Genomic DNA, 14,658 nt, shown 5'->3' with positions numbered 1-14,658 from the left:
TTTCTTTTTCACCAAAAGCATGATCAAAAGCATTTATTAACAATTCATTCATTATCATTCCACAATTCATAACCACATCTGTAGTTAATATGTTTGACTGAATATCGCGATGTACCTCTATTACTCTAAACTCATTCATATGAGTTCTCAAAATGTTATCTATTAGGTCATTCAGATAATCTTTTATATCCAGATGTGTGTAGCTTTTTGCTTTCAGTAGTCTTTCATGAGTAAATGTTATAGCACTAATTCTATTTTGACTCTCGAGAAAGAAGCGCTTTATTTCAGGGTCTGAAATAGACGCAGCCCTAAGATATAGTAAGCTTGAAACTGTTTGTAAATTGTTCTTAACCCTATGATGTATCTCCTGAAGTAGTGCCTCTTTCTCCTTCACATTATTTAGAAGCTTCTGTTCCATATATTTACGCTTCTTAAACTGTGCCATTTGTGCGCCAATGGTCAATAGAAGATCGGCCACTCGTTTGTCATAAGGCTTCTCCACAGTACTGTACAATTTACCTACTACAAGCACTTCATTATCAACTATCAGAGGAAACAAGACCAAAGATTTGATACCATTGTTAACAAGAGCTTTATAACGAACAACTTCCTTTTTCTTTAGCTTTGTAATCCATTTTACTTTCTTTTCGGTAAATGTAGCGCCTATTACATCTTCACCTATCCCGAATACTATGTTCGCATTCTGGACAGCTAGATCCTGTATTTTATTATTGACTATTTGATAGTAAGCTTGGCGAATATACTGGTCCTCTTCTAGACGCCATACTTCACCAAAATCGAAATAAAGTGCCTTAGCAATCAGCCCCATAATGTCTGCCAGCACCCCTTTAAATGAATCCTTGTCAACTATTATTCTATTAATTTCATTTAATAGCTCTTTACCTTTATTAAACAATAACTCATCAGTGATATCCCTTAATGAAAGAACGAACTCATTGTTATCAGCAAACTCAATGTACTGCAGCTTAACATTCACATCAGATGTTAAACCGTCTTTTTTCTTAATTCTACCTGTATATTCTAATACCTCTTTAGTATTCTTTACATGGTTTAATCGTTGGGTAAACTGCGCTGAATCATTCACATTATCTGGCTTAAAGTCGATAAGGCTTATTTTCTTCACCTCATTAAACGAGTAACCCAGAAATTCAAGGGCGGCATTATTGGCATAAGTAATCTCCAATGTTTTAGCATTAATAGTTACGATTGACTCATGAGATTCAGTAACTATATTTTTAAGTTTTAACTGTTCATTAAGTAGCTTCTTCTTTTCTGTTACATCAAGAAACATCAGCTGGGTGGATGCCTCACCTTTATACTCTATCGCAGAAGCTATCAAGTCCGCAAAAACTTCTTTCTTATCCTTGGTTTGGAGTGTGATATCAATGGATTGATTTAAATTTCTTTTTAACTGTGCGTTGATCAGAATAGCATTTAAATTCTCCTTTTTCAGACTCTTAGGAAATATACTGGTTAGCGGCTTTTCAAGAAAATCAATAATTGACCCATTAAGTATTTTGGCAGCTGAATCATTTAAAAATTTGATTTTCTGGTTAGTGGCAATAACTATGGGCATGGGTGAATTATTAACCAAGCTTTTATATCTGGATTCACTTTCTTTAATAGCAGTCAGTGCCTCATTTCTATCGGTAACATCAAGAAAAGTTGCCTGAACTGCCGCCTCTCCTTTAAAATTAGTTGCCGTACCCATTACTTCTATATTAATATGTTCACCAGTAGTTTTAATAAAAGTGTAGGAGTTAATATTGGTTTCGGTTCTCTGTTTTGTATATAAACTCTTTACATTTTTCTTTATTCTTTCATGTTCTGATTTGTGTACAAATTCTAAAATACTTCTGCCAACAAGCTTCTCTGTAGAATCGCTTCCAAGAATCTTAGCGCCAGCTTTATTAATAAACATTATAATCCCATCCTGGTGAATAACAATGCCCATGAGAGACTTATCAACCAAGGACTTATACCTATGCTCATTCTCAACAACACGAGCCATCGCTTCTACTGTTTCGGTTACTTCATGCAGGTTTGCAACTATTCCCTCGATATCAGGGTCACTCAAAAGATTGGATAACTGAACTTCAACCCATTTTGCACCTTTCTTATTTGCATTTAGTCTTAAACTATCCCTTACAGCCACACCTGGGTTATCAATGCATAGCTGAAATATTTCATCAAATTTTGACTTGTCATCATCTGATATAAAGACAGAAAATGTTTTTTTAACAACCTCCTTAGAACAATTTAACAATTTATCAATGGCACCACTAGCATAGGTAACTACTCCAGTTTCAGATAATATTAAGTTTATTCCAAAGCCTTTATCCGACAGTTTGCGATAAAACCGCTCATCCCTAATGAGCTGTTCTTCCAGCTCCACCTGATCCGTTATATCAGTTGTTATAGCATATATTTTTCGATTTACCAGATCACTTTTACAAGACCATGACAGCCAACGATAATTACCTTTTTTGGTCTTATATCTATTTTTAAAGTTTACAACCGCATAATTTTCCTCTTCAATTAGTTTTTTGAAAACTTCCTGAGTTCTTTCTAAATCATCTGGATGTATAAAATTGGCAAATGGCTCTGAGCTAAGATGTTTGAGAGAATACCCTAGTGTTTCAGTCCATGCTGGATTTAAGAACTCAAAAACACCTTCAAAGGTGGTAATTGATGCAAGGTCATCAGAGTGGTTAAGGAGTTTAGTATATTCGTCTTGTTTAGAGCGATTTCTCTTCTGATCATCTATGTCCTGAAATGTTCCGAAAATCTCTACTACCTCATTATTTTCGACCCTAGGTACACCTTGGGTTCTTACCCAAACCTCCTGCCCTGCAGTGTTAATAATTTTTAATTCAAGGTCATAGGGTTTACGATCGTTTATTAGCTTATCAACTGCGTCTGCTATAATTGTTTTAGAATCTGGATGATAAAATTCTATTGCTTCTTCGACTGTGATAGGTGTTCCTATTTTTAACTTATGAATCGCATAACTGACATCACTTAGCTCTATTTTATTTTTTACTAGGTCAAATTTCCACCCACCTATTTTCCCTACCTTTTGAGTCATTTGGAGCATCTCGCTGGCCTCTTTCAGTTTTATCTGCGACTCCATCAACCCCGTTATATTTGTAGATACACCAATAACCCCCAGTACTTCACCTTCTTCATTTGTAAGAGGTGTCAAATTGGAATTGATATAGTACTCTTCAAAGTTTGTAACATACTCACACTCTTTGCCATCCATCACTGATTTAAAGGAGTTTTTATCAATATAAATTGCGCATTTTGATGACAGTATTGATTGACCAATCAATTGATCTGACTCGAAGCCAATCTGAGAGAAAAAGGATCCAATACAATAATTAATTACTCCTTTTGAATCAGTAGACCATACCGAAACGGGATTATTTCTTACTAAGCTTCCCAGTTGACTTTCCTTTTGCAGGAGCTTATTTTCTGCAAGCTTTCGTTTAGAAATGTCATTAATTAAAAACAGTATTGCCCTCTGCGCATTAAAGTTTATAATCTGAGAGTATATATTAACATAGATATTTGTGCCTGAAAGTAGTCTATGAACAAAATCATAGTCAGATGGAATTGTCTCTAAACGACTAAGTTGAGAAAACTGTTTGCTATATTCTTCTTCAAATAAGTCATTGAACCTTTTCTTTGTGAACTCATATCTGCTGTAGCCATATTTAGATATTGCCAGCTCATTTATATCCAAAACATTACCATTATCAATATCACAGATTATTAGAGCATTAGGATTTTTTTCAAAGAGCTGTTTGTAGCGAGCCTCAGAGTGTTCAACTTTAATTTTTGCAAGTACGTCAGTGGTCTTATCATCAAGAAGTATGAGCAGGTACTTTGCATCTTCAAACTCCAGAATATGCTTATGTACCTGTACAAAAATTGATTCCCCCTCCTTATTTTCATGAACTTGATAGTTTAATCCCTTAGCAGAATATAAGGCTACCTCATTTTTAAAATTCTCTGAAATATTAGATTCATCAGCACATAAATCCTCAAACAGAACAGATTCCATTTCAACCCTATCGTAACCATATTTGGTTAAAAATGCCTCATTAGCATCCCGAATTTTAGATTCTTCATCACCTTCATCCAAAACAATCATCGGCATTGGATTCTTCAGAAAAAGTGCTTCAAATCTCTTAATAGCAGCTTGTGATTCTCTGGTGAGCCTATATTCTTCGGTAACATCATTAAAAGAAGCTATTGCTTGCTGCACTTCTCCGTCCTCATCAATTATAGGGCGACTATTTACGGAAAGCCAGCTGATTTCTCCGGTTGGTTTATGCACTCCCATGATAAACCTATCTATGGATTTACCCTCCTTTAAAGATTGAATAATGGGATGCTGATCACCAGATAGAGGTTCCTCCTCGGCATTAAATGACTTCCAGCGAGGGTCAAAAGATGTTCTGCCATACATCTGATCGCTGGTAATACCTAAAATTTGCAGCGCTGATTTATTAAACTCTATAATTTCACCGTCATTGTTTTGCATAATAAGGCCCTCAGCCAGCGTATCAACCATGGCCTTATATTTTCTTTCGTTATTTTCAATCTGAACAGCACTTCTTTTTTCGCTATCAATGTCTTTAAATGAGAGCATAAAGGCCTTTTTACCCTTATAGTTCTTAATTGGGCTAAAGGCATATTTATACCACCGGTCGTTCTCAAAAAGATCATTTATTGACTCCAACTCTACTTTCCGCTTCTTGTCAGTAGCCTGTGATGCATTTTTAATAAAATCACAAGTTTTGGAACTTGGGAATACATCTACAATAGAATCACCCAGTTTGAACTTAATCTTATAACTTAGATAAAGCAGTTCGGCCAGACTTGTATTGAATTCGAGTATCTTAAACTCATCATCATACATTAAAATGTAATTATGACTACTCTCAATAATGGAGCGCAATTTTATTTCATTTTCACGCAATTCTTGTTTAGCTCGCTCAGCATCAGAAACATCACGGATTATGGCGAAGTACTTAATTACTTTGCCAGATTTGTCCTTAATTGGTGAAATCACCCATTGATTAACAAACTCATCTCCATTCTTCTTGTAATTATAGGTTTGACCAAAAAATGACTCCCCCTTATTCAACTTACTTTTAAGGTTCTTAAGAAGCTCTTTGTCTGTTTTAGGACCTTGCATGAGCCGGGGAGTATTACCAATAACCTCACTTCTTTTATAACCACATAGCTTCAAATAAGCTTCATTGACATACTCAATAACTGGTCCGGGTTTTTCAAGCTGGTTATCAGTTATCAATATAGCGTCTCGGGATTGATCAGCGATTGTCTTAAAAAGAGCAACTTCCAAACTATCGTTATTAGCATTCGAGTCGTTCTCTATTTTTATCAAACAGAACTTCTCTTCTTCAAGTGTGATCCTTTTTGATGAAAGAAGGTAGTTTACTCCACTTTCATTTGAAAATGACACACTCTTGATATCAGTCTTTAAAAAATCAACTTTGGTAGTATTATCTGTAAAACCTGAGTCCTTACCCAATTCGAATTTAGACTCAAGTTTAAGTGAGGTGCCTAAGGCATCTTGTGCAATTTCAGCTGCCTTATTATTGAAATAACATATTGAATGATCCTTGTCAATAGCAATGACTCCTTTGGAATCATCAATGCTAAATTCTAATAGGGTTTGGTATTTTTTTAAGAAATCTATTCTAGCCAACTTTTGCACATCCTAATTTCTCCCTTTTTCATGAGATATAAGATACGTATATCTACGTATAAACTGTGGGTGTTGGCACTGAAATTCTCAATAAATCATCAAAATAGCACTATAGTTTGCGCTTGTACTTGTCATTTTTATATTTCATTAGCCAAACACTTTGTCTGAGAATTACAAACCAAAAACAGATGGCAACCAAAGACTAAGCTGAGGTATAAAGGTTACAATCATTAAAACAATAATCATAACTATAAATAGTGGGATCAGTGGCTTGATAACTTTGGATATGCTTATGCCTGCAACACTACAGCCAATAAACAGTACCGAGCCTACCGGTGGCGTACATAATCCTATACAAAGATTGAGTACCATGACAATTCCAAAATGAACCGGGTCTACACCCATTTCCATAACCACAGGAAGAAATATGGGAGTAAATATTAATACCGCTGGAGTCATATCCATAAATATTCCTACAAACAGGAGAATGAAATTGATGATAATAAGTATCACAAAAATGTTATCACTCAAAGACAGCAAAGTAGCAGAGACCTGCTGTGGAATGTTAGCATAAGACATTACCCAAGACATGCCCATTGAGGTACCTATCAGCAGCATTATAATGGCAGTCATACTCACAGTATTGATAAGAATATCAGGTAAATCTTTAACCTTCACCTGCTTATAAACACCCATAGAAAGTATCAGCGTATATAAAACTGCAATGGCAGAGGCCTCAGTAGCTGTAAATACTCCTGCAACAATACCTCCAATAACCACTATCAATAAAAACAAACTTGGGAGGGCATCAAAAAACTGCTTAATGACAACCTTGAATGGTGTCCTCTCTCCTACAGCATATTTATTTCTGTAGGATACTACACCCGCAACTATCATAAGTGCCAAACCTAATAATGTGCCCGGAATGTAGCCTGCTAAAAATAATGCACTGATGGAAACTCCACCACTGGCAAGAGAATAAACGATGAGTATATTACTAGGAGGGATAATTAAACCAGTGGTTGCCGCTGTTATATTTATTGAAGCACTGAAAGACTTAGAATAGCCTTCTTTTACCATTCTAGGATTCATGATACCCCCAATAGCACTAGCCGCTGCCGCTGCCGATCCGGAAATTGCTCCAAATAACATACTGGCAAGGATATTAACATAAGCTAATCCTCCAGGCAAACTGCCTAAAAGGCCCTTGGCAAAATTGATGAGTCGCTCTGCAATACCTCCCCGATTCATGAGCTGGCCTGCCAAAACAAAGAATGGAATCGCTAAGAGTGCAAAGCTATCCAGTCCGGTGGCTATTCGCTGAGCTAGTGTAGTAAATGCAGCTTCTGGCGGAATACTTACCAACATTGTAAGTACAACTGAAATACCAATTGAATATGCGATTGGCACACCAATAATCAACAGTGCCAGAAAGCTTATAACCAGAACCGATATCTCAAAAAATTCCATAGTTGTTAATTATCAATATCAATTGCCTCCAAGGGCTTATTGTAGTCCAATATTAAATTGTGAATACTATAATAAAGAGTTAGCACTCCGCTCAGAGGAATGACAGTATATACATAGCCTAATGGGATACCCAAAGCAGCGGAAGGCTGCTCTAAAATTAGTGTTATATAAACAAGGTTCGATCCACCCCAGATTAAGACTAAAATGGCAAATAAACCAACCAAAATGTTGATCACAACATTCAGCTTGCGCCCACTTTGTTTACCATTTAAATAGGTAGGAAGAAGATCAATTGCCAAATGAAGCTTTTTACCTGTGGCATATCCAGCTCCTAAAAGCCCTACCCAGATAAGTAAGAAGCGTGACAACTCATCAGTAAATGAACTAGGCGACTGAAGAAGGTATCTAGAAGCCACCTGCCACAATACATTGATCACCATTAACCCCATAAGGCTTACAAGCACCCAAAATAATATCTTGTCTATTAATGCTCTAAACTTCATTTCCCTGCTATTTATTTTTTATATCCTGAATGAGTTTATATACTTCAGGCTCATCACGATAATTTTCATATATCGGCCTTACCATCTCTTCAAATTTCCTTTTATCAGGTCTATTGACTTTCACACCAGCTTCTTCAACTACTCTCATGGCTTCTTCTTCAGCTTCATTCCAAAGCTTGCGCTGAAGCTCTACCGATTCTAGTGCCGCTTCCTGCACCCATTGCTGCTCTTGCTCTGACAAGCGATCCCACACTTTTGTACTAATCAAAAGCACATCAGGAACCATAGTGTGTTCATTTAATGAGTAGTATTTAGCTACTTCATAATGTCTTGATGTATGAAATGAAGGAGGATTATTCTCAGCACCATCAACCACACCTTGCTGCAAAGCCGTGTAAAGTTCGCCCCATGAAATAGGCGTTGGCGAACCACCAAGAGCACTCACCATACTCATAGATGTAGGACTAGCCTGCACTCTTATTTGCATTCCTTTCAAATCAGCAGGTTCGTTGATAGGCTTATTGACTGCATAAAAGCTTCTGGAACCTGCATCATAGTAAGCTAAACCTTTCAGCCAAAATTTAGATCCCTGATCAAGTAAATCCTTTCCTATTTCACCATCAAGTACTTTATATAGATGATTCTTATCACGAAACATATAGGGAAGACTGAATACTTTATAGTTTGGAGCGAAGCTCTCCATTATAGATGTAGAAACTTTAGTCATTCCAAGGCTTCCAATTTGAAGTAATTCGATACTTTCCCGCTCACTTCCTAACTGGGCATTAGGGTAAATTTTTATGGTGAGTTCTCCACCAGATTTCTCTTCAACTAATTCAGCCATGCGCTCAACCGCTAAGTGAACCGGATGACTCATATTTAGTGCATGCCCTAATTTAATCTCCTTTGTTTTGCTAATATTTTCGCACTTAAAAAATAGTATGCTTATTAGAATAAGCAGCAATTCTTTTTTCAGCCTCTTCACTATTTCCTTACCTTATTTATTATCTGTATTGCCTCCTTTACACCCTTCTCTATGAGATCGTAGGACTGATTTTTTAAGTCTTCTTTTTTGATGAGTTGTGAGCCCATTCCAACACAAGTAACTCCCGCAGCAAACCATTCAGATAGATTCTCCTCAGTTGGAGCTACACCACCAGTAGGCATAATATTAGTCCATGGGCATGGCCCTTTAACTCCTTTTACAAAATTAGCTCCATAGATATCTCCTGGAAATAACTTAACCAACTCACAACCTAACTCCTCAGCACGAGCTATTTCTGTCAATGTTCCACAACCCGGTGACCATAGTACCTTCCTTCTGTTACAAGCAATAGCAATATCTTCTCTAAAAACTGGAGTAACTATAAAGCTTGCACCCATCATCATATACAATGAAGCAGAAGCAGCGTCTGTAACTGACCCAGCACCCAAAACCATTCCTGGCAACTCCTTCTCAGCATAATTATACAGTTCTCTGAAAACTTCATGTGCATAATCTCCACGGCTTGCAAACTCCAAAACTCTGGCTCCACCATCATAGCAAGCCTTAAGTACTTTCTTGCTCACTTCAGAATCAGAATGATAAAAAAGCGGCACCAGGCCGGTCTCTTGCATTATTGTGAATACTTCTATTCTGCTATATTTTGCCATTTTCTTATGCTTTATCTTTTTATTCGCCCTGAAGTGTCTCCTGCTAATATGTCCTGTACTTCTTCTACCCTTGCCAGGTTTACATCGCCTTCAATAGTATGTTTTAAAACTGCTGCAGCTACTCCAAAATCAAGTGCTTCCTGATCGCCTTCCAATTCATGCATACCATAAATTAATCCCGCCAAAAATGCATCTCCTCCACCTATTCTATCCACAATAGGATTAATCTCATATTCCCTAGTTTTTAAAAATTGTTTCCCATCATATAGATTGCCTGACAACTTATTATGCGTTGCACTGATAGAATTTCTGGTTGTATTGACAATTTTTTTTACGTTCGGGAAACGCTCTATTATTTTATTATAGACTGAAATTTCTTCGTTATCAGCACCCGCTTCTGGATAAATATTAAGTATCTCAGCGGCATCTCTAACACCAGTTACAAGCACATCAGATTTGGCAATAAGATCGGGCATTACCTCCTGAGCACTTTTGCCATATTGCCATAAATTCTTACGATAATTTACATCTCCCGAAACTGTAATTCCTTTAGCATAAGCTACTTCAAGCGCTGCCTTACAACATGCTGCTGCACCTGCTGATATTGCTGGTGAAATCCCGGTCCAATGAAACCATGAAGCACCATCAAGTACCTTTTCCCAATCAATCATTTCAGGTTCAACACCTGCAAATGCAGAATTAGCTCGATCATAAATGATTTTCCCAGGCCTAACACTACTCCCTGTTTCCAGAAAATATAACCCCAATCGATCACCACCTTTTACGATATGATCGGTACTTACATTATTAGTTTTCAAAAACTGAATAGCGGCCTGACCAAGCTCATTGTCTGGAAATCGAGTAATGTGGGCAGCCTCCAAACCAAACTGTGCCAATGACATTGAGACATTTGCTTCACCACCACCAAAGGTGGCTTCAAAACCTTTAGCCTGTGTAAATCGCTGATGACCAGGGGTCGTCAATCTCATCATTACTTCTCCAAAAGTGACGATCCTCTTCATTCAAAAACCAAAATAACTATTTGCATTCTTATAACTAATATTCTCGACCATTTCACCCGTCCAAGTCATTTCACTTGCAGGCAATAGCCCTTTTTCAACATGACTACCTATAAGATTACAAAGTATTCTTCTAAAATAATCATGTCTTAGGTAGGAAAAGAAGCTTCTTAAATTGGTAAGCATACCTAAAAAGTGGCTCAGCAAGCCCATGTTTGACAAAACATTCATCTGCTTTTCCATACCAACCTTTTGATCAAGGAACCACCATGAAGATCCAAATTGTAGGTTGCCTGCTACAGACCCATAATTGAAATTTCCAACTATACTAACTACAATCACATTATCAGCAGGGTTGAGGTTATAATCAATTGTTTTAGCTAGCGGGTCTGTTGTATCCAACTTATCAAAAAACTTAGCCATTGCACTTATAAAGGCACCCAAAATCTCATGAGAATCTTTAAATCCAATTTTCACGTCTCTCCACTCACCTTTGTGAAAAACAAATAAGGCTGCGAATTTACAAGGGAAACCAGTTGGAAGCGTTTCAACAGTATTATCGGACGCCTCAAAGACGATACCTGATTGTGTGGCATTAGCTTTAATAATTATGCAATCCATTGTGTAACCTAAAACTAATTATAATTTACTTTATTAGCCATTAGGTAGAAACATTTGTAATTTCATATACTATTTAAACACAATCGATTGTTAATTAAAGTCTTCTGTAATTCTTAATCATTAATACGTATCGCATGCCTGAATCAACTATTGCATTTTCTCAGCAATATTACCGCTCTTGAAATGCTGCAACAGCTCCTTTAAATCAACAATGTATTCCTTTAATGATTTGCCATCATCAATGTCTTTAACACGAATTACTTTGCTGGATGGTGAGTAGAGCGTTTCATAAGAAAGGATATCAATTTCCTCTTCAATAGCCTTTTGCTTAGATTCAAAAGGCATATGAGATATCAGCTGCTTTCCTTTCTGATCAAAAATCATCGTATACCCAGCTATCCCTGTCTTGCCTTGATATGCCTTTGAGAATCCGCCATCTATAACATAAAGTTTTCCATTGGCCTTCACCGGGCTTTCTCCCAGTTTGGCTTCCACTGGCACATGACCATTAATGATTATAGCATGCTTATTACCCAGTCCAAAATCAGCTAATATTTTAGAGCATGTAGCTTCATCATTTCTATAGTTATAGTAATACGACTTTACCTCTTTATGGGTAGCGCTGTCAGCTATAAAATAGCGTTCAAAAGTTGTCATCTTACTCTTGCCAAATAGCGGAGAATCTGGGCCGCACCACAAATACCATATGGTATCCAATGCAAGTTGTTTTCCCTCTGCTTCAGCATCTAAAAAATGTGCCTCGCGTACTTTAGCATCCAGAAAGTCTAACAAAGACTTACCTTTTAATTTTTTACCAAGCAGTTCTACCTCTTTCAAATCACCATTTTCATCGATAGGGATACAACCATGATACAACAGACAATTGTTGGTGATTTTGTACATGCCACCATTCTTTATCAGAAAATCAACATGGCTTTGAAGGCGATCACTCTCTTTAAATGCTTGTATCAAAACACTCATTAAATCTTCCTCACCTTTTGATAGTTTATAAGGTGCAGCAGGGTCAACTGTGGGTAATGACTTATCATGCAAATCGTACTTTTCACCATCAATTGTAATTTGATAGGCGCTGAAGTCAATATTTGATAAAATCAATTGATCGCCCATATCAAACCCAGGCTGACGCATCTTCAGCTGATCTTCCAGTTTAAATTGAATAATACTAATAGCTTTGTGCATGATGCGATTGAGCCATTTTTCACTAGCATTTAACAATTCAGTTGGGTCTACTTTTGGATCAAAATGAATGCTTTCCTCCTCCTTGTAATGCTCGAGCGCAAAAGAAGCCAGTGGTATTAGATTGATCCCATATCCCTTTTCAAGGGTATTAGTATTTCCGTAACGGAGAGAGAGCCTGATCACATTGGCCATGCACGCCAACGAACCACTGGCAGCTCCCATCCAAACTATATCGTGATTTCCCCACTGCACATCAACAGAATCATACTCCAGCAGATCATCAAGTATATTCTCAGCAGCAGGTCCCCTATCATAAATATCACCTATAATATGAATAGAATGTATTGACAGTCTTTGAATAAATGTGCTTAACTCAGTAATTATGGCATCAGCTTCTTGAATATCAATAATGGTTTCTATTAAAGTATCATAGAAAATTGCCTTATCATTATTGGTATAGTCAGAATATACCATAGCCAGTATAATTTCCTGATACTGCCCTTTTAGCAACCTTCCCAATTTCCTTTTAGCATAGATGCTCGTAAAATCTTTGGCAATAATGATAAGATCCTTCAGCGTTGATTTATAAAAATCGGTATTACACATTCCATTTTTATGAAATGATTTTAACTTTTCCTCAGGATAATAAATAAGCGATGCCAGAGACTTTAACTGCTTCTCTGATTTACTCTTTTGAAAAAGGTTGGTCAATCGCTGCCTGATCATACCCGACCCATTTCTTACCATATGTTGAAAAGAATCATACTCACCATGAACATCACTGATGAACAGCTCAGACCCTTTTGGCAATGTCAACACGGACTCTAAAAGCATAATTTCTTTGCCCAATGCACTTCTTGATGGAAATTTATGAGCTAGTTGCTTGAAATACTTTAGTCGGTCGGGAGTCAATTTATGTGGTTGTATTTGCAATCTTAAACTACAAAAGAATATGATTTACTCCCATATAAATGGGTGAATTTTAATCCCAATACTCCATTTAGCCGCTTTTTGTAATCAAAAAGAAAACGCACACGATTGAAATGATTCTTCCTTAAAATAAAGCTGCCCTTTACTTCTCAATCTGCTTTTGTTCAAATCAAATATTGGAGATGGTTACAATATTTTATGGACATATACGTCCTCAACATTATAGATAGTTCAAATCTACAAAAGGTGATATGGACTACGCTTCAAAATACACAGTCCAGAAAATAAAGATATCGTCATATGATATGCCAACTTTATAAAACTTATGACTAAATGAAACAAGGAAAACTTGAATATACAACGCTGGCTCATCGGTATACTGCAAGACATCCTTTATTGACCTACTTGGGCATCCAGGTTAATTTTTGGATGGTAGCCAACTTATTATTACTCCTGATCACCAACTTCTACTCAAAGATTAGCAGTTTGGTATTCGATTATGATATGAGGGTTGATAATCAAACATTGCTAGTTGTGGCATTGGTTGGAGGTCTACTTTATGGGTCAAGTTACGGATTGTTAACCCTCCATCTTGAGCAAAAATTCTTTAGGAATCTTGCCATTGGAAAAATCATACTAGCCAAGACCATTGGCTCAATTTTACTTCTTTCTCTTCTACTACTAATACTTAGGTATGTGCTTTTCGGTATAAATTCAGATGTTGCCGGCTTAAACCTTACAAATGAAGTTTGGGATAACATCTTCTACCTTCTTCTAATGTATTATTTTTTTATGGCTATTCTGATCAGCTATATAAACCAGGTAAATAAAAAATATGGCCCCGGAGTATTGTTACCATTATTACTTGGCAGGTACAGAAACCCACGAGAGGAAGATAAAATATTCATGTTTATTGACTTAAAATCGTCTACAGCAACCGCTGAAAAATTAGGGCATTTTAAGTACAGCAGCTTTCTAAGAGATTATTTTGATGACATCAATGAAATACTTTTGCCATATAGGGCTCAAGTTTACCAATATGTTGGCGATGAAATTGTTGTAATGTGGCCAGAACAGGAAGGGTTAATCAATAACTTTTGTGTAACATTTTTCTTTGCTTGCAAACAGCAGTTTAAAAATCGAGCTGAATATTACCTTAGCAAATATGGAATTGTTCCTGAATTTAAAGCCGGGCTCCATTCTGGGCGCGTATCGGCTGTAGAAATTGGAGAAATAAGGAAAGACATTGCCTACCATGGAGATACTCTAAACACAACAGCAAGGATTCAAAGCATCTGCAATGAATATGGTAAAGACTTTCTCGTTTCAGACCATTTGATCAACAAAATCAACCTCAATGGCAGTTTTAAAGTAGAAAAGGTCGGAGACATCCTGCTAAAGGGGAAGAAAGAAAAAGTAGCGATATCTAGCGTCAGCGCTTAATGGAAAAGTGATGAGGTTCTAAAACAAAAAAGCCACCTTTCGGTGGCTTTTTGCT

General features: G+C 36.8%; 9 protein-coding genes. 1 reads left to right on the top strand and 8 read right to left on the bottom strand.

The genetic code is table 11. From position 1 onward, the window contains the following. The 8 genes from E1140_RS06800 to E1140_RS06765 form a co-directional block, all read right to left on the bottom strand. Window positions 1–5,764 (bottom strand): PAS domain S-box protein (locus tag E1140_RS06800; RefSeq protein WP_155180739.1); only part of this gene is annotated, 5,764 nt, incomplete at its 3' end. Window positions 5,765–5,935: 171 nt separating this feature from the next. Then, entirely contained in the window at window positions 5,936–7,234 is a 1,299-nt protein-coding gene (locus tag E1140_RS06795) for a TRAP transporter large permease (protein ID WP_155180736.1), read from the bottom strand. Window positions 7,235–7,239: 5 nt separating this feature from the next. Continuing rightward, window positions 7,240–7,737, bottom strand: a complete 498-nt coding sequence (locus E1140_RS06790) for a TRAP transporter small permease (protein WP_155180733.1) — start codon at window positions 7,735–7,737, stop codon at window positions 7,240–7,242. 7 nt (window positions 7,738–7,744) lie between these two features. Beyond that, window positions 7,745–8,722 carry a TRAP transporter substrate-binding protein gene (locus E1140_RS06785; RefSeq protein WP_343034169.1) on the bottom strand — a complete coding sequence of 326 codons (978 nt, stop codon included), beginning with the start codon at window positions 8,720–8,722 and terminating at the stop codon, window positions 7,745–7,747. Continuing rightward, complete coding sequence (locus E1140_RS06780; RefSeq protein WP_155180727.1) at window positions 8,722–9,390, bottom strand: bifunctional 4-hydroxy-2-oxoglutarate aldolase/2-dehydro-3-deoxy-phosphogluconate aldolase; 669 nt, start codon at window positions 9,388–9,390, stop codon at window positions 8,722–8,724. The genes E1140_RS06785 and E1140_RS06780 overlap by 1 nt, the downstream gene beginning before the upstream one ends. Before the next feature lie 11 nt (window positions 9,391–9,401). Further along, entirely contained in the window at window positions 9,402–10,412 is a 1,011-nt protein-coding gene (locus E1140_RS06775; RefSeq protein WP_155180723.1) for a sugar kinase, read from the bottom strand. Further along, window positions 10,413–11,030 carry a glucuronate isomerase gene (locus E1140_RS06770; RefSeq protein WP_155180720.1) on the bottom strand — a complete coding sequence of 206 codons (618 nt, stop codon included), beginning with the start codon at window positions 11,028–11,030 and terminating at the stop codon, window positions 10,413–10,415. Window positions 11,031–11,177: 147 nt separating this feature from the next. Then, window positions 11,178–13,163: a fructose-1,6-bisphosphatase gene (locus E1140_RS06765; protein ID WP_155180717.1), complete on the bottom strand. Its 1,986-nt coding sequence runs from the start codon at window positions 13,161–13,163 to the stop codon at window positions 11,178–11,180. 330 nt (window positions 13,164–13,493) lie between these two features. Between E1140_RS06765 and E1140_RS06760 the strand changes: the two genes are divergently transcribed. After that, window positions 13,494–14,603 (top strand): adenylate/guanylate cyclase domain-containing protein, encoded by a 1,110-nt coding sequence (locus E1140_RS06760; protein ID WP_155180714.1) that lies wholly within the window; start codon window positions 13,494–13,496, stop codon window positions 14,601–14,603. The last annotated feature ends 55 nt before the right edge of the window (window positions 14,604–14,658 follow it).

The organism is Fulvivirga lutimaris, from assembly GCF_009711525.1.
Lineage (GTDB): Bacteria > Bacteroidota > Bacteroidia > Cytophagales > Cyclobacteriaceae > Fulvivirga > Fulvivirga lutimaris.
Note: the sequence above shows the minus strand (reverse complement) of the source record. Positions and strands in the feature narration are given on the sequence as shown.